Raw genomic sequence first — 17037 nt, 5'->3', positions numbered from 1 at the left:
TGCGGCGGGCCGCGCACGGCGGCCGGTGCCCCGGGCCGGATTCGATCCGGCGCCATCACGACCCCGCGAAGGGCGGGACCGGGGCAGAGGCGTGGTCAGTCGATGGGCAGCAGAACGACGTGCCGACCGTCCTTGTACTGGATGTCGTAGCGGCCGGAGTCACGGGAGATCTTGCGGACGTGCGCCCGGACGGTTACGCGGTCCGTCATCGCCGCGCGGCCCTCAGCCAGTGCCTCCTGTGCGGTCACGCGGGTGGTGGTGCCGTCCTCAATGCGCTTGTAGACCTTGGCCATCTCGAACTCCAGGAGAGAAGGGTTGTTCAGGCGGGCGGCGGTGGGGGCCGGTGCCCCGGGCCGGAGTCGATCCGGCGCCCCTCACGGCTGAATGCCCGGGCTGAAGGGGGGAGTAAGTGCTGCTCAGCGCTCGACAACGGGGCGGTGCAGGTCCCGGTGGGTGACCGTGACCCGGTGGCCCTGCGAGCGCAGCCGCGCGGCCAGCGCCAGGGCGAACGTCGGGGCCCGGTGTCGGCCGCCCGCGCACCCGTCGGCGACAGTCACCGTTCCGGCGCTCGGGCCGGAGGCGAACGCGGCAACCGCGATGGCGGTGGCCTCGACCAGGTCCGTGATGCCGGGCGTGCCCAGCACCGCAGCCCGGACCGGAGCGTCGTTCGCGGTCATGTACCGCAATTCCGGGGAGACGTGCGGGTCGCGGAAGTGGTGGCGCAGATCGATCGTGAGGTGAGCGGTAGGCGGCGCGTCGTGCAGGTAGCCGAACGAGACGATCTCGACAACAGCCATGAGGGCTCCAAAGAGGCGAAGGGTTGTTCCGGCTCCCCACGCCCCCGCCCGTACAGCCCCGCTCACGGCAGGTCCGGACGGACGGGAGAGGCAGCCGGCCGCAGCGTCAGACGCCGCGAAGCCGAAGACGGACCGGAGAGAGAACGCGGGTGCCACCGACCGGTCCGTACCGGCAGCACCGCAGGTATGTCGACGCATCACAGCCCGCTCCTTCGAGTCGCTGAGCAGTGAGTTCGTGGGTCTCCTTCGGGAGCGCGCTCCCGTTTCAGGCGTATGGAGACGTGACCTTTCGGTCTAAGCCCTCGGGTGAATGACAAGGACCCCGGCGCCCTCGGCCCGCTCTGTCCCGGGCCCCTGAGGGATCCGCGCACGCCGGACAAGCCCCTTTCGGAGCCCCCGGGCGGCGAACCTCCCTAGGGACATTTAAAGCACACCTCCCTAGGGAGGTCAACGGGGCGTGAAAAAGGGGCCCACCGATGGCGGGCCCCTCCGGGACTGCTGTGGCGCTGGTCAGCCTGTGATGCGGTACTCCATGACGTAGACGCCGGCGTCCAGCAGCATCCTGTTCACCTCGACCGGCTTGCCGTCTTCCGTGAGCGCGGTGCGGTAGATCTCGACTACCGGCGTCCCCTCGGCCAGGTGCAGACGCTCGGACTCGTCCTGGCTCGGCATCCGGGCCCGCAGCTCCTCCACGAACCGGACAGGCTTGGCCCCGAGCTCAGCGAGGCGGGCGTACGTGCCGCCCGGACCGGTGTCCTCCTGCGCAATCGCCGACTCCCGCACGAGGTCAGCAGGGAGATAGGAGACAGCGGCCTGCACCGGCTCGCCCTCCACGGCGAAGAGGCGATCGCGGATGATGACGGCGGCGCCGTCGTCCAATTCGAGGATTTGAGCCACGTCGTCCGGGGCGGGCGCCTCGTACACACGCAGCTCGGTAACGCTCATGGGGCGCTGCCCCACGTCAGCGCTCCAGATGGACCGTCCTCCGCCCCATCGATCCTGGGAAAGCCTCTCGTTCGCCACGCGCCGAATCGGCTGGAACTCCCGGACGTACGTACCGCTGCCCTTCCGGCGCACGGCGAGCCCTTCGGTCACCAGCAGAGTCAGGGCCCGTCGGGCTGTCTCCTTGGCCACCCCGTAGTCCTTGACCAGCTTCGGCTCACCCGGGAGTCGGGCGCCGGGACGCAGCTCGCCAGAGCGAATGCGTTCCCGCAGCTCGTCGGCGATCTCCCTGGCGGTCTCCGCCATCAAGCTCCCTCACTTCCCTAGGGTGGTTTCCAAATACCAGCTTGGCACAGACGTGCTGGGTACCCCATCTCGGAAGGGCCACGAATCTTGGTAGGCACCATCACGAGGGACCCGCTCGGAGACGCACAGAACCGTGGCCTGCGTGAACGCGTCCTATCGGCTACGTCGTGGCGTACGCCAACCCGTACGCCAACAGCAGCGCACAACCACGGCTTCCTGCTGTCACTGACAGCCCCTATGATCAGCCTGCGCCCCACCAGGACGCGGCCTGAAAAGCGGAAGGTCGCCGGTTCGACCCCGGCCCCAGCCACAGCCAGAAGGCCTCGTTCGTCAGAACGGGGCCTTCTTCGTTACCGGTGGTTCTTCGTGGGGGAACGATGAGCGGCAGCGAGAGCAAGGTCGTCCGGGACACCGACATAGAGAAGACGCGGGCGCGGTACGGGCTGCTCGCGGTCCTCTTCAGCAATCTGGCGATCGTCACCGTCGCGGGCATCGGGGTGTGGCGGCTCGACGGGGACAAGGGCGTGATCGTCGGGGTCCTCACCGCCGCGTTCACGGCCGTGAGCAGCATGACGACGGCGTACCTGGGGATCAAGGCCGTCGCCAACACGGCGAGGGCGGTGAGCCTCGGGGGGCACGCACAGCCCAGCGCCTCCGCGCCGCCCGCTCAGCCCGCTCCGTCGGCACCGTCGGCGCCGCCCGCGCAGCGGGCCTCCTAGGGCGGCCCGTCCTGGGCTCCGCCGGGCCCGGGGCAAATCGTTCGCGCGTTTTTCGGGCGGGGTGAGATCCTGGATCGCGTATGTCTACGCATCCCGCCCCCGTCCTCGGCACCCTCGCCCCCCGTCTGACCGAGCTGTCGCTGCGTGACGCGCACCGGCTCGGGCGGCGGCTCGAGGGCGCGCGCAAGATCCGTAAGCCGGAAGCCCGTGCCGCCGTCCTCGCCGAGATCGAGGCGGAGGTCGACCGGGCCGAGGCCCGCATGGCCGAGCGGCGCCTCCGCGTGCCGGCGGTCGCCTACCCCGAGCAGCTGCCCGTCAGCCAGAAGAAGGACGAGATCGCGGCCGCCATCCGCGATCACCAGGTCGTCATCGTCGCCGGTGAGACCGGGTCCGGTAAGACCACGCAGATCCCGAAGATCTGTATGGAGCTGGGCCGGGGCGTCCGGGGCATGATCGGGCACACCCAGCCCCGCCGGATCGCCGCGCGCACCGTCGCCGAGCGGGTCGCGGAGGAGCTGCGGACGCCGCTCGGCGAAGCCGTCGGCTGGAAGGTGCGCTTCACCGACCAGGTGAACCCGGACGCCACCTTCATCAAGCTGATGACGGACGGCATCCTGCTCGCGGAGATCCAGACCGACCGCGAGCTGCGCGCCTACGACACGATCATCATCGACGAGGCCCACGAACGGTCCCTCAACATCGACTTCCTGCTCGGCTATCTGGCGCAGCTGCTGCCCAAGCGGCCGGATCTCAAGGTCGTCATCACCTCCGCCACCATCGACCCCGAGCGCTTCTCCCGGCACTTCGGCGACGCGCCGATCATCGAGGTGAGCGGGCGGACGTACCCGGTGGAGGTGCGCTACCGGCCGCTCCTCGAGGAGGACTCGGACGACGCCGACCGGGACCAGATCACGGCGATCTGCGACGCGGTCGAGGAGCTCCAGGCCGAGGGCAAGGGCGACATCCTCGTCTTCCTCTCCGGCGAGCGGGAGATCCGGGACACGGCCGACGCGCTGGAGAAGAAGAAATACCGGTTCACCGAGATCCTTCCGCTGTACGCCCGGCTGTCCCATGCCGAACAGCACCGCGTGTTCCAGCCGCACACCGGGCGCAGGATCGTTCTGGCGACCAACGTCGCCGAGACCTCCCTCACCGTGCCCGGCATCAAGTACGTCATCGACCCCGGCTTCGCCCGGATCAGCCGCTACAGCCACCGCACCAAGGTCCAGCGGCTGCCCATCGAGCCGATCTCGCAGGCCAGCGCCAACCAGCGCAAGGGCCGCTGCGGCCGGACCAGCGACGGCATCTGCATCCGGCTGTACAGCGAGGACGACTTCCTGTCCCGGCCGGAGTTCACCGACGCGGAGATCCTCCGCACCAACCTCGCCTCCGTCATCCTCCAGATGACCGCGGCCGGCCTCGGCGACATCGAGAAGTTCCCCTTCATCGACCCGCCGGACCACCGCAACATCCGCGACGGCGTGCACCTGCTCCAGGAGCTGGGCGCGCTCGACCCCGCCCAGAAGGACCCGCGCAAACGGCTCACCGACCGCGGCCGCAAGCTCGCCCAGCTGCCCGTCGACCCGCGGCTGGCCCGGATGGTGCTGGAGGCCGACCGCAACGGCTGTGTCCGCGAGGTCATGGTCATCGCGGCGGCCCTGTCCATCCAGGACCCGCGTGAGCGCCCGGCCGACAAGCAGGCCCAGGCCGACCAGCAGCACGCCCGCTTCAAGGACGAGACCAGCGACTTCCTCGCCTACCTGAATCTGTGGCGGTACATCCGCGAGCAGCAGAAGGAGCGGGGCTCCAGCTCGTTCCGGCGGATGTGCAAGCAGGAGTACCTGAACTTCCTGCGCATTCGCGAATGGCAGGACATCTACACCCAGCTGCGCACGGTCGCCAAGCAGATGGGTATCCACCTCAACGAGGAGGACGCCCCGGCCGACCGCATCCACACCTCCCTCCTCGCCGGCCTTCTCTCCCACATCGGGATGAAGGACGTACGCGACGGCAACAAGAACGAGTACCTGGGTGCCCGCAACGCCAAGTTCGCGATCTTCCCGGGTTCGGCGCTGTTCAAGAAGCAGCCCAAGTTCGTGATGTCGGCCGAGCTGGTGGAGACCAGCCGGCTGTGGGCACGGGTCAACGCGAAGATCGAGCCCGAGTGGGTCGAGCCGCTCGCCGGACACCTGCTGAAGCGGACGTACAGCGAACCGCACTGGGAGAAGGACCAGGCGGCCGTGATGGCGTACGAGAAGGTCACGCTGTACGGCGTACCGATCGTCGCCCAGCGGAAGGTGAACTACGGGCGGGTCGACCCCGAGGTCAGCCGCGAGCTGTTCATCCGCAACGCGCTGGTCGAGGGCGACTGGCGCACGCACCACAAGTTCTTCGCGGACAACCGCAAACTGCTGAGCGAGGTCGAGGAGCTCGAACACCGCGCCCGGCGCCGGGACATCGTCGTGGACGACGACACGCTGTTCGACTTCTACGACCAGCGGGTGCCCGAACACGTCGTCTCCGGCGCCCACTTCGACTCCTGGTGGAAGCGGAAGCGGCACGAGCAGCCGGACTTCCTGGACTTCGAGCGGGAGATGCTCATCCGCGAGTCGGCGGAGGCGGTCACCAAGGCCGACTATCCGGACTCCTGGCGGCAGGGCGACCTCACCTTCCGGGTCACCTACCAGTTCGAGCCGGGCGCTGACGCGGACGGTGTGACGGTCCACATCCCGCTCCAGGTCCTCAACCAGGTGGCCGAAGAGGGCTTCGACTGGCAGATCCCGGGTCTGCGCGAGGAGGTGGTGACGGAGCTGATCCGTTCCCTCCCCAAGCCGATCCGCCGCCACTACGTGCCCGCGCCGAACTACGCGAAGGCGTTCCTGGAGAAGGCGGTGCCCCTCCAGGAGCCGCTGACCGTGGCGATGGCCCGGGAGCTGAAGCGGATGGTCGGCGTGCCGTTCGAGGCGGACGACTTCGACTGGTCCAAGGTGCCCGACCATCTCAAGATCACCTTCCGGATCGTCGACGAACGGCGGCGGAAGCTGGCCGAGGACAAGGACCTGGAGACGCTGCGGCTCCAGCTGAAGCCGAAGGCGCGCAAGGCGCTGTCCCAGGCCGCCGCGGCGACCGCGTCCCGCGAGGGCGGCGAGTCCCTGGAGCGCAAGGGGCTGACCGACTGGACGATCGGCACGCTCAGCCGGGTCTTCGAGACCCGCCGGGCCGGCCAGCCCGTGAAGGCCTACCCGGCGCTCGTGGACGACGGGGACACGGTCTCCGTGCGTCTCTTCGACACGGAGGCCGAGCAGGCGGAGGCGATGTGGAAGGGCACCCGGCGCCTGATCCTGCGCAACATCCCGGTGAACCCGGCGAAGTTCGCGTCCGAGAAGCTGACCAACCAGCAGAAGCTCGGCCTGTCCGCCAACCCGCACGGGTCCATCCAGGCCCTCTTCGACGACTGTGCGATGGCGGCGGCGGACAAGCTGATCGCGGACTTCGGCGGACCGGTGTGGGACGAGGAGTCCTACCGGAAGCTGTACGACAAGGTGCGCGCGGAGATCGTGGACACGACGGTCCGTACGGTCGCCCAGGTGCAGCAGGTGCTGGCGGCCTGGCAGGCCTGTGAGCGCCGTCTGAAGGCCACCAGCAGCCCGGCGCTGCTCGCGAACCTGACGGACGTCCGCAAGCAGCTGGACGCGCTGGTGAAGCCCGGTTTCGTCACCTGGGCCGGGATACGGCGGCTGCCCGACCTCATGCGCTACCTGGTGGCCGCCGACCGGCGCCTCCAGCAGATGCCGACGGGCGTCCAGCGGGACACCACGCGCATGGAGAAGGTCCACGAGATGCAGGACGAGTACGCCTGGCTCCTGGAGCAGCTCCCCAAGGGCCGCCCGGTGCCGGCCGCCGTCCTGGACATCCGCTGGATGATCGAGGAGCTGCGGGTCAGCTACTTCGCCCACGCTCTGGGCACGGCGTACCCGGTGTCGGACAAGCGGATCGTGAAGGCGATCGACGCGTTGGCGCCGTAACGGACTGCACACGGAGGGTGAGTTCGACCAGACACCTCACCCTCCTGTACAGTCCTTCTCGCAGCGCAGGAAAGAAACAAAGCGCCGCGAAACCTGGTCCTGTGGAGCAGTTTGGAGTGCTCGCCACCCTGTCAAGGTGGAGGCCGCGGGTTCAAATCCCGTCAGGACCGCATAGCAGAAGGGCCCTCGTCCAATCGGACGGGGGCCCTTCCTCATGCTCCGGCACCGGGGACCGCCCCCGAGACAGGGCCCTCACCCCAGCGGATGAGGGCCCTTCTTCGTGTCTGCGTCGGGGAGCCGGGGTTGACGGGGGTGGGTTCCGTCGGTAACCAGGGAGCAGGGTCCGTTCCGCCGTGGGGGGCTCCGGAGGTGGCGTATGGCGGCATCGGTCAGGCATGAGACGCGGGCGCTCCTGAGGGCGCATCTGGCGGCCGCCTCGTCGTATCGGCACCTCACCCGGCACTGCCCGGTCTGCCACCACCTCCTGCGGCTCGCCATGGCCGCCGGCCCGCTGCCCCCGGAGGGCGAGGAAGAGGCGGACGAAGCTCCCGGGAGCGCGTGACCCGAGGAAGCCTGCGGATGCCCCAACGCCCTTGCAGGCGTGGGAATCTGGAACAGGTGATTCCATTAGTGGATGAGGGCCACCGGCGACAAGCACCCAGGCGTGTGACAGGAGTCACCGCATGTGTTTTTGAAATGGTGGAACTTAACCCCTCCCTACAACAGGTCAATTTAATATGTGCAATTGCACCTCCCCGAGGGGCACCGCACAGCGCTTCCGACAGCCCTCCCCAGACTCCGACAAGCCCGCTCACCGGCCCGCCCCCACGCCAGCGCCCGGCGCACAAAAAAGATCGCGCTGGACTCGGCGGAGTCCAGCGCGATCTACGACGCACCCTGTGTCGCTGCCTGCAACGTTCTCTTCGGCTTGGGCGAGGGACCTGTTGGGGCAGGTCCCGCGTCGCTTGGAGCTAGGGGTTCGGGCACCACGGCCAGTTGGGGGACCTGCCGTTTTGCCCGGTTATGCAGTTGTTCAGGCCTCGCTGCGCTGCTGCGGGATGCCCGCCAGCAGAGCGCGGACCTCAGCCTCGCGGTAGCGGCGGTGTCCGCCGAGCGTGCGAATGGACGTGAGCTTGCCGGCCTTCGCCCACCGCGTGACCGTCTTGGGGTCGACACGGAACATGGTGGCGACCTCAGCCGGGGTCAGCAGCGGCTCGGCATCAGGGGTGCGAGCGGTCATGAGCGGCCTCCTCGGGAGAACCGAACCTTCTCGGTTCTTTCCTCTAAATTCTGCACCTTGACCCGCGTTGCCCGAAATGGCGGACGCGAGTCGAGTCGGTTATAGGACGAACGGCTTGTCCTCGGCACTACAACTACACCATCTGTCCAGCCCCGTCGGCCAAACCGATGGAATTGCCCTCCCAGGTGTTCATCAGCGACGGAAGCCGATGGACCATGCCATAGCGGACAGTCACGCCACTGTGACGATCAGTCACAGGACGATCAGGAGTCACGAGACCCCCCAAAGCGTGCAATGCGGAGATTCCGCCCACAGTGGAGCATAGTTGGACGGTGAGAGCCCTCCCCGGGCTCCTTGTCCTATTTTGGCACGAGGGGCGGCAAGAGGCGCAAGGGCCGTGTAAGTGCAGTCCGTCACCCTTGACGTGAAAGTCCGGATCGGGACCAACGTCCCGTCACACCGTCAAGTGCCCTAGACCGTACGTCGTTCGAGGCCGTTCGAGCCGTGACCTACGTCACTCAGTTCGCGGAGCGCCGGTCCCGTACCGTGCGCCACCGCTCCACGAGCCGGGTGTACGCCTCCCCGGCCGCCCCGCCGTCGCCCCGGCGCAGCGCCTCGATGCCGGCCGCCACGTCCGCCGCGGAGTGGTCGTCCGACAGCTGCCCCGCCGGCACCACGTGCACCAGACCGCCGTAGTCCAGCTCGACCAGCGAGCGCGGGTGGAACTCCTCCAGCCAGCGGCCGACGTCCACCACGCCGTCGATCAGCGGGCCCTCGTCGACGGTGTCCCGCAGCGTGCGCAGCGCCCGCGCCACCCGGCGCCGGGCCTGGACCATCGGGGTGCGGTAGTGCAGCACCGGAGGCAGCTCGGGGGTGCCCGGGTCGTAGCGCCGCTCCTCGTCCGAGACCAGCACGAACCAGTTCAGCGGCACCTGCCAGGTCGCCGTGCGGATCCACGGGCGGGCGTCCGGATTGCGGGCGAGCCAGCGCTCGTAGTCCTGGGCCGCCTGGTGGCGCACCAGCGGGGGCAGCACCGCGTCCAGCACCGCCGCCGGCAGCTCCTCGGCCAGCTCGCCGAGCGCCTGCCAGCCGCGCAGCCGGGTCCGCCAGGGGCAGACGCAGACCACCCCGTCCAGCTCCAGCACAAAGGCGTCGCCGCTCTCGTGCACCGGCACCGCGACCGGCGGGGTGGGCAGCAAGTCCGCCAGGGAGCGGCGCAGTTCGTCCTGGTAGGAGGGGCGCTCGGGGCGGCGGGCGTAGCGCGCCCAGTGGCTGCGCTCGGGCTCCGGGAAGGCGCCCAGCGGCTCGTACACGCGCAGATACGCGGCATAGGGGACGACCACGGAGGACACCTTCGGCACGCCTGCTCCCTCCCCACCCGGCCCGGCTCGAAAACCGCGGCGGAAACCGCGGCAAAACCACTGCAAATCGTGCCACGCTCATACGTGCGGAACGGGCGCGGGAGAGTGATCCTGAACACTGCACGGATGGTGGTCGTGCCAAGGCTCTACGCTCATGCCACGGCACCCCGCCACCCGTACGGGGTCCGGCCCCACCCGCCGCTATGTACACAGGAGTCACCACAGTGACCGACGTAACCGGCGCACCTGCTGATGTCCTGCACACCCTCTTCCACTCGGACCAGGGAGGCCATGAGCAGGTCGTGCTCTGCCAGGACCGCGCGACCGGTCTGAAGGCCGTCATCGCCATCCATTCCACCGCCCTGGGCCCGGCCCTCGGCGGCACCCGCTTCTACCCGTACGCCACCGAGGCCGAGGCCGTCGCGGACGCCCTCAACCTCGCGCGCGGGATGTCGTACAAGAACGCCATGGCCGGGCTCGACCACGGCGGCGGCAAGGCCGTGATCATCGGCGACCCGGAGCGCGACAAGACCGAGGAGCTGCTGCTCGCCTACGGCCGTATGGTCGCCTCGCTCGGCGGCCGCTACGTGACCGCGTGCGACGTCGGCACCTATGTCGCCGACATGGACGTGGTGGCCCGCGAGTGCCGCTGGACCACCGGCCGCTCCCCGGAGAACGGCGGCGCCGGCGACTCCTCCGTGCTCACCGCCTTCGGCGTCTACCAGGGCATGCGCGCCTCCGCCCAGCACCTGTGGGGCGACCCCTCGCTGCGCGGCCGCAAGGTCGGCGTCGCCGGTGTCGGCAAGGTCGGCCACCACCTGGTCAGACACCTGCGCGACGAGGGCGCCGAGGTCGTGATCACCGATGTGCGCGCGGACGCCGTCCAGCGCATCCTCGACCAGCACCCCGAGGGCGTGACGGCGGTCGCCGGCACCGCGGAGCTGATCCGGGTCGAGGGGCTGGACATCTACGCCCCCTGCGCGCTCGGCGGCGCCCTGAACGACGACACCGTCCCGGTGCTCACCGCCTCGGTGGTGTGCGGCGCGGCCAACAACCAGCTCGCCCACCCGGGTGTGGAGAAGGACCTCGCCGACCGCGGGATCCTCTACGCGCCGGACTACGTGGTGAACGCGGGCGGGGTCATCCAGGTCGCGGACGAGCTGCACGGGTTCGACTTCGACCGGTGCAAGGCCAAGGCGGCGAAGATCTTCGACACCACGCTGGCCATATTCGCACGTGCGAAGGAAGACGGGATCCCGCCGGCCGCCGCGGCCGACCGGATCGCGGAGCAGCGGATGGCGGAGGCGCGGGCCGCCGGCGCCGCGGGCTGAGCCGGTCCGAGCCGGAATCGATCGCACATATGAGCGGTACCCGCCGGTGGGACTTCGAGAGAACTCTCACTTCCGTCGGCGGGTCGTTCCCCGATAAGTGGTTAAAATCGCCACTGACCAGCGAGGACAGGGCGCCTCGAAGGTCCTGGGCACACGCGCGTGCTGCGGGCGACGTACCGTATGGGCGCGGGCTCAGGTACCGTGGAAGCCCTACGGACCGGCCTCTCCATGGAGAGTCCGTTCCAGAACATGAACGCGTGTCAGACTCTGGGGCCGTCGAGCCCCGTCGTTGAGGGGGTCGAGCCATGGGGCGCGGCCGGGCCAAGGCCAAGCAGACGAAGGTCGCCCGCCAGCTGAAGTACAACAGCGGTGGGACGGACCTCTCACGCCTGGCCGAGGAGCTGGGCGCATCGACGTCGAACCAGTCGCCGAACGGCGACCGTTTCGAAGACGCCGATGAGCATGACGACGACGACCTGTACTCCCGTTACGCCGACCTCTACGAGGACGACGAAGACGACGAGGACGCGGGTCCCTCACAGCACCGTCGAGGCGCTTGACCTTGTGCTGAGCAACAGTCCGGTCGGTGGCACCGCCACCGACCGGCTTCTGTGCTGTCCGCACAAAGGTCTGCACAACGGTCCGCACAACGGTCCGTGCAGCCGCCCGCGCGAACGGGCGGCACCCGGTCAGGCGGCGTAGTCCCCCACCAGCTCCGCGCCGGTCTCCTGCGCGCCACGCTCGGTGATCTCGCCCGCGACCCAGGACTCGACACCCCGGTCGGCCAGCGTCGTGAGGGCCACCTCGACCGACTCCTGCGGGACGATCGCCATCATGCCGACGCCCATGTTCAGCGTCTTCTCCAGCTCCAGGCGCTCGACGTTGCCGGTCCTGCCGACCAGGTCGAAGATCGCACCCGGGGTCCAGGTGGAGCGGTCGACGGTGGCGTGCAGCCCGTCCGGGATCACCCGGGCCAGGTTGGCCGCGAGCCCGCCGCCGGTGATGTGCGAGAAGGCGTGCACATCCGTCGTACGGGTCAGCGCCAGGCAGTCCAGCGAGTAGATCTTCGTCGGCTCCAGCAGCTCCTCGCCGAGGGTGCGGCCCAGCTCCGCGATCTCCGCCTCCAGGGCCAGCCCGGCCGTCTTCAGCAGGACATGGCGGACCAGGGAGTACCCGTTCGAGTGAAGACCGGAGGACGCCATGGCGATGACCGCGTCACCCGTGCGGATACGATCCGCGCCCAGCAGCCGGTCGGCCTCCACGACGCCCGTACCGGCGCCGGCGACGTCGAAGTCGTCCTCGCCCAGCAGACCCGGGTGTTCGGCCGTCTCGCCGCCCACCAGGGCGCACCCGGCCAGCACACAGCCCTCCGCGATGCCCTTGACGATCGCCGCGACCCGCTCGGGGTGCACCTTGCCGACGCAGATGTAGTCGGTCATGAACAGCGGCTCGGCACCGCACACCACGATGTCGTCCATGACCATGGCGACCAGGTCGTGGCCGATGGTGTCGTACACACCGAGCTGCCGCGCGATGTCGACCTTGGTGCCGACGCCGTCCGTGGCGGAGGCGAGCAGCGGGCGCTCGTAGCGCTTGAGGGCGGAGGCGTCGAAGAGGCCGGCGAAGCCGCCGAGGCCGCCGAGGACCTCGGGACGCTGCGTCTTCTTCACCCACTCCTTCATGAGCTCGACGGCGCGGTCGCCCGCCTCGATGTCGACGCCCGCTGCTGCGTAGCTGGCACCAGTTGTCTCAGACATGACTGTGAGAGCTTTCGTGTCGTACTGCGGGGGTCTACGGGCGACGGATGGCGTCGGCCGCGGCCGTGGCGGCGGGCCCGGCGGCCAGCTCGGTCTCCAGCAGCTGCTTGCCGAGCAGCTCCGGGTCCGGCAGCTCCATCGGGTACTCGCCGTCGAAGCAGGCACGGCACAGGTTCGGCTTGGCGATGGTGGTCGCCTCGATCATGCCGTCGATGGAGATGTAGGAGAGCGAGTCGGCGCCGAGGCTGGTACCGATCTCCTCGATCGTCATGCCGTTGGCGATCAGCTCCGCGCGTGTGGCGAAGTCGATGCCGAAGAAGCAGGGCCACTTCACGGGCGGCGAGGAGATCCGGATGTGGACCTCGGCGGCGCCGGCCTCGCGGAGCATGCGGACCAGGGCCCGCTGGGTGTTGCCTCGCACGATGGAGTCGTCGACGACGACCAGGCGCTTGCCCTTGATGACTTCCTTCAGCGGGTTCAGCTTCAGCCTGATGCCCAGCTGGCGGATGGTCTGCGAGGGCTGGATGAAGGTCCGGCCGACGTAGGCGTTCTTCACGAGACCCGCGCCGAAGGGGATCCCGGAGGCCTCGGCGTAGCCGATCGCGGCCGGGGTGCCGGACTCCGGGGTCGCTATGACGAGGTCGGCCTCGACCGGCGCCTCCTTCGCGAGCCGGCGGCCCATCTCCACCCGGGAGAGGTACACGTTCCGGCCGGCGATGTCGGTGTCCGGGCGGGCCAGGTAGACGTACTCGAAGACACAGCCCTTGGGCTTCGCTTCCGCGAACCGGGAGGAGCGCAGGCCGTTCTCGTCGATGGCGACGAACTCGCCGGGCTCGATCTCGCGCACGTAGCTGGCGCCGCAGATGTCGAGGGCGGCGCTCTCCGAGGCGACCACCCAGCCGCGCTCCAGGCGGCCGAGGACCAGCGGGCGGATGCCCTGCGGGTCACGGGCGGCGTAGAGGGTGTGCTCGTCCATGAAGACGAGGGAGAAGGCACCGCGCACCTTCGGAAGGACCGTGTGAGCGGCCTCCTCGATGGTCAGCGGCTTGCCGTCCGCGTCGACCTGGGCGGCGAGCAGCGCCGTCAGCAGGTCGGTGTCGTTGGTGGCCGCGACCCGGGTGGAGCGGCTGTTGTTGTCGTTCGGGAGGTCGGCGACCATCTCGGCGAGCTGCGCCGTGTTGACCAGGTTGCCGTTGTGGCCGAGCGCGATCGAGCCGTGCGCGGTGGCGCGGAACGTCGGCTGGGCGTTCTCCCACACGGAGGCACCGGTGGTCGAGTAGCGGGCGTGTCCGACCGCGATATGACCCTGGAGCGAACCGAGAGAGGTTTCGTCGAAGACCTGGGAGACCAGTCCCATGTCCTTGAAGACGAGGATCTGGGAGCCGTTGCTTACCGCGATTCCCGCGGATTCCTGACCCCGGTGCTGGAGGGCGTAGAGCCCGAAGTACGTGAGCTTTGCGACCTCTTCGCCCGGAGCCCAGACACCGAAGACGCCGCAAGCGTCCTGGGGGCCTTTTTCGCCGGGAAGCAGATCGTGATTGAGTCGACCGTCACCACGTGGCACGCCACCGAGTGTAGGCGAGGTCGACCACTGGTCCGAATTGGGGATACCCGCCCGTAACCGGGCGGAGGATACCGATCAGTTTGGCGGATCCTGAGTTTATGCAGGTCAGCGCGGTGTGATGGTGGTGGGTGCGGCCCGTGGGCGGGGCGTGCGGGCGGCCCGTGGCGCCCTCCGTCGTATCCGCGAGTGAGGTGTCGCACATCATTCGGCGGTGGTGCGCACGAGGCGTACGAGGTCTCCGTCACGTGTGGTGAGCACGAGCCGGTCGTGGTCGCGGGCGGCGGTGAGGGTGTGCCCGGCGAGGGTCCGGGCGAGGGCCCGTTCGAAGGTCATCCGCGCCGGGTCGCAGGCCATTCGGGTGGTCCGCAGACCGCCGAAGGTGACGCGGTCGCCGTGCACGGTGGCCTCGGCGCTGAAGCCGTTGCAGCCGAGGTTGCCCGCCGCGCGGCCGTCCGCGTCGATGCGCAGCCGGGCGGTGGCGGGGGCGGGCCGGGTGGTGCCGTCGGCGGTGAGGCTCTCGACCCGCCACTCGACGCCGGTCACCGGTTCCCGTGGGATCGCCTGTGAGGTCACCGCACCACTGTGCGCCGGGTTGCCGGCGCAGGCCAGGGTGAGCGGCAGGAGCAGGGTGGCGGTGGCGGAGGCCAGGTGCTGCTTGTACCGGTTCATGGTGGTTCGACGCCCGGCCGGCCGGGGCGGTTCCCTCAGCTCATCAGCGGCAGCAGGCCCCCGATGTCCGCCCGCTCCCCGCTCGCGCTGACCTTCGCCGCCGCGACGGCGTCCGCCCAGGCCAGCCGCCCGGTGGCGAGCCGGGTCCAGGTCAGCGGGTCGGTCTCCACCACGTTGGGCGGGGTGCCACGGGTGTGCCGGGGCCCCTCGACGCACTGCACGACGGCGTACGGCGGCACCCGGACCTCGGTCGAGCCGCCGGGCGCCTTCACCGCGAGCGCGTCGGCGAGCAGCCGGGTGGTGGCGGCCAGGGCCTGCCGGTCGTACGGGATCTCCAGGCCGGGTACGGCGGCGGCCAGGTCGTCGGTGTGGACGACGAGTTCGACGGCCCGGGTGACCAGGTAGTCGTCCAGGGACAGCGCGCCCGCGTTGGTCGTGAGCAGCCGGCTGCCGGGGTGCTCGGCGAGCAGCTCGCGCAGGGTGGCGTCGACGTCCGCGAGATAGGCGTCGAGGTCGGGGTGTTCGGCGGCCAGGGCGCGGGTGAACTCGTCGATCGCGGCGGAACTGGCCGAGGTGGCGAAGGGCCAGTCGAGCAGGACGGCGTCCGCACGGGCCGGCGCGGGCAGGGCGAGGGCCCGGTGTACGGCGGTGACCGCCATCCCGATGTGCGCGACCAGCTCGGTGACGGTCCAGGCGCCGAGCCGGGTGGGCAGCGCGAGCTGCTCCGGACCGAGACCGCGCACGGCCGTGCGGACATGGCCCAACTGGGCGAGGACCGCGGCACGGGTCCGGGCGGGGTCGTAGCTGCGGGCGCGCTTCTTGGCCGGGGACATGCCGGCGAGCTTATGCCGTCGGGGCGGCGCTCTTCAGGGCGTTTCCGGGGCGCCGCCGGTCACCGTTGCGGAGTCGCCGCGTCCTGGTCGGCGGTCAGGCGCTCGCGCCACTCGCGGACGCAAGACGGGGACAGGGCGGCCAGGCGGGCTATCTCCGTGTCGTCACGTCCGTCGCCCCACGCCAGCACGCGGGTCACGGTGCGGTTCCGGGCGGCGCGGAAGTCCCTGAGCATCCCTTCGAGGCGTTCCACCTCCTCGCCCTCCTGCACGAGCTGCCGGTCGACGGCGGCCCGTTCCTCGGCGCGCATCTGCCACAGATAGCCGGGCAGGCCGGTGAGGACCAGGCCCTCCTCGCCCGCGGCGTTCTGGAAGCGTTCGGCGAGGGCGCCCAGCACGCAGTCCGGCACATCGGCGAGGGTGGCCCCGGGCGGCTTGGCCGCCTCCCAGGTGCGCCGGCCCGCCTCCGTCGCCTCCAGCCAGCCCCGGGCCTCCGTCGGGGTGCGGTCGCCGCAGGCCCGGGCGCGCCAGGCGTACAGCGCGGCGCGGTGGCCGTAGAAGCGGTACCCCTCCTCGATCCGCAGGCCGCTGTCCTGGCAGATCCGCCCCGGCACCCCGCCATAGCCGGAGCCGGAGCCGGTCTCGGGGTCCGGCTCGGGCCGGTAGTCGGCGTAGGCGTCCAGTTCGGCATCGGTGGCCGTGGCCCAGGAGGGGTCGCACAGACCGGGGTTGCGGGCGAGGAACGTGCCGACCTCGACCCGCCGGTCCGGCACCGGGCTCATCCGCAGCCGGGGCCAGACGACCGCCCCGGAGGCGTCGAAGGCGTAGGTCGCGGCCTGCTCGATGTCGTCCCAGGCGGTGGCGGCCTCGGCGGACCACTCCAACTCCCCGGCCGGGCCCACCCGGTGCACCGAGTCCACCAGCCGCTGCACGGCGGGCAGGATCCGCAAGCAGAGCCCGTGCAGTTCCTCGGCGGTGAAGAAGTGCCAGGAGTAGCCCTGCTGTTCGTCGTGGGACAGGTGGGTCAGCAGGTGCACCAGCACACCGGGGGCGGGCAGTGCCCCGTCGTCGAGCGCCCCGCGCGGCACGCCCGGGAGCCGGCTGTCGAGCTGCTCGCGCGGGGCCCGCCAGTCGACGTCGCCGAACCAGACCGTGCCGCTGTTCACATCGACGGCCAGCCACTGGTGGTAGCCGGCCCCCGGGCCGTACCGCTCCTCCTGCTGCTCGGCGTCCTCGTCGTGCCAGACGTACTCGGCGGGGGGCGGATTCAGCTGTACGGCCACGAAGCCGTCCTCGGCGCGGTAGCCGGTGAGGATCCGGGCCGTTCTCGGCGTGCTGTCGGCGGCGGTCATGAGGGGTGTCCTCTCGGTGGAACAGCAACCGCCGCAACCGTAGTGCGCCCGCCGGGCATTACTTCATTTTTCAGTCATTTAGTACCGGACCGGCCGGGCCCACGGTCCCCGGTGGCACACGACCGCACCGGTGTCTACGCGCAT

At 70.0% G+C, this 17037-nt stretch carries 15 protein-coding genes and 1 tRNA gene; 6 read left to right on the top strand and 10 right to left on the bottom strand.

The annotated features are described in order from the left end of the window. Window positions 1–95: 95 nt before the first annotated feature. The 3 genes from ACWCV9_RS24000 to ACWCV9_RS23990 form a co-directional block, all read right to left on the bottom strand. Window positions 96–293, bottom strand: coding sequence for a hypothetical protein (locus tag ACWCV9_RS24000; RefSeq protein ID WP_450789378.1), 198 nt, complete (start codon window positions 291–293; stop codon window positions 96–98). 123 nt (window positions 294–416) lie between these two features. After that, complete coding sequence (locus tag ACWCV9_RS23995; RefSeq protein ID WP_450789376.1) at window positions 417–797, bottom strand: RapZ C-terminal domain-containing protein; 381 nt, start codon at window positions 795–797, stop codon at window positions 417–419. A gap of 510 nt (window positions 798–1307) precedes the next feature. Next, entirely contained in the window at window positions 1308–2045 is a 738-nt protein-coding gene (locus ACWCV9_RS23990) for a GntR family transcriptional regulator (RefSeq protein ID WP_450789374.1), read from the bottom strand. Between the two features lie 377 nt (window positions 2046–2422). On the opposite strand from ACWCV9_RS23990, the gene ACWCV9_RS23985 reads away from it, so the two are divergent. The 4 genes from ACWCV9_RS23985 to ACWCV9_RS23970 all read left to right on the top strand — a co-directional run bounded on the left by ACWCV9_RS23985 (window position 2423) and on the right by ACWCV9_RS23970 (window position 7351). Next, window positions 2423–2764, top strand: a complete 342-nt coding sequence (locus ACWCV9_RS23985) for a hypothetical protein (RefSeq protein ID WP_450789372.1) — start codon at window positions 2423–2425, stop codon at window positions 2762–2764. Window positions 2765–2844: 80 nt separating this feature from the next. Further along, window positions 2845–6789 carry an ATP-dependent RNA helicase HrpA gene (hrpA, locus tag ACWCV9_RS23980; protein ID WP_450789371.1) on the top strand — a complete coding sequence of 1315 codons (3945 nt, stop codon included), beginning with the start codon at window positions 2845–2847 and terminating at the stop codon, window positions 6787–6789. A gap of 95 nt (window positions 6790–6884) precedes the next feature. Then, window positions 6885–6959, top strand: a tRNA-Asp gene (locus ACWCV9_RS23975). A 206-nt stretch (window positions 6960–7165) separates the two neighbouring features. After that, entirely contained in the window at window positions 7166–7351 is a 186-nt protein-coding gene (locus ACWCV9_RS23970; RefSeq protein ID WP_450789369.1) for a DUF6274 family protein, read from the top strand. Window positions 7352–7822: 471 nt separating this feature from the next. Here the strand turns inward: ACWCV9_RS23970 and bldC are convergent, their stop codons facing one another. Together bldC and ACWCV9_RS23960 are read right to left on the bottom strand one after the other, a co-directional pair. Continuing rightward, complete coding sequence (gene bldC / locus ACWCV9_RS23965; protein ID WP_003949541.1) at window positions 7823–8029, bottom strand: developmental transcriptional regulator BldC; 207 nt, start codon at window positions 8027–8029, stop codon at window positions 7823–7825. Between the two features lie 518 nt (window positions 8030–8547). Then, window positions 8548–9390, bottom strand: a complete 843-nt coding sequence (locus ACWCV9_RS23960) for a hypothetical protein (protein WP_450789367.1) — start codon at window positions 9388–9390, stop codon at window positions 8548–8550. 224 nt (window positions 9391–9614) lie between these two features. Between ACWCV9_RS23960 and ACWCV9_RS23955 the strand changes: the two genes are divergently transcribed. Both ACWCV9_RS23955 and ACWCV9_RS23950 read left to right on the top strand, forming a co-directional pair. After that, window positions 9615–10721, top strand: a complete 1107-nt coding sequence (locus ACWCV9_RS23955; protein WP_450789366.1) for a Leu/Phe/Val dehydrogenase — start codon at window positions 9615–9617, stop codon at window positions 10719–10721. Window positions 10722–11026: 305 nt separating this feature from the next. After that, complete coding sequence (locus ACWCV9_RS23950; protein WP_385841371.1) at window positions 11027–11281, top strand: DUF3073 domain-containing protein; 255 nt, start codon at window positions 11027–11029, stop codon at window positions 11279–11281. A gap of 129 nt (window positions 11282–11410) precedes the next feature. Here ACWCV9_RS23950 and purM read toward each other — a convergent pair whose 3' ends face one another. The 5 genes from purM to ACWCV9_RS23925 form a co-directional block, all read right to left on the bottom strand. After that, complete coding sequence (gene purM / locus ACWCV9_RS23945) at window positions 11411–12478, bottom strand: phosphoribosylformylglycinamidine cyclo-ligase (protein ID WP_450789365.1); 1068 nt, start codon at window positions 12476–12478, stop codon at window positions 11411–11413. 34 nt (window positions 12479–12512) lie between these two features. Beyond that, a complete protein-coding gene (purF, locus tag ACWCV9_RS23940) occupies window positions 12513–14042 on the bottom strand; it encodes an amidophosphoribosyltransferase (protein WP_385841374.1) in 1530 nt (509 codons plus the stop codon). 201 nt (window positions 14043–14243) lie between these two features. After that, on the bottom strand, window positions 14244–14711 hold the full coding sequence (locus tag ACWCV9_RS23935) for an META domain-containing protein (protein ID WP_450789363.1): 468 nt from the start codon (window positions 14709–14711) through the stop codon (window positions 14244–14246). 35 nt (window positions 14712–14746) lie between these two features. Continuing rightward, the gene (locus ACWCV9_RS23930) at window positions 14747–15544 is read right to left on the bottom strand and encodes a sterol carrier family protein (protein WP_450789361.1); all 798 of its coding nucleotides are present in this window, start codon (window positions 15542–15544) and stop codon (window positions 14747–14749) included. A 59-nt stretch (window positions 15545–15603) separates the two neighbouring features. Continuing rightward, on the bottom strand, window positions 15604–16893 hold the full coding sequence (locus ACWCV9_RS23925; protein WP_450789359.1) for a hypothetical protein: 1290 nt from the start codon (window positions 16891–16893) through the stop codon (window positions 15604–15606). Between the last annotated feature and the right edge of the window lie 144 nt (window positions 16894–17037).

The sequence above is a fragment of the Streptomyces sp. NPDC001606 genome, from assembly GCF_053596835.1.
Note: the sequence above shows the minus strand (reverse complement) of the source record. Positions and strands in the feature narration are given on the sequence as shown.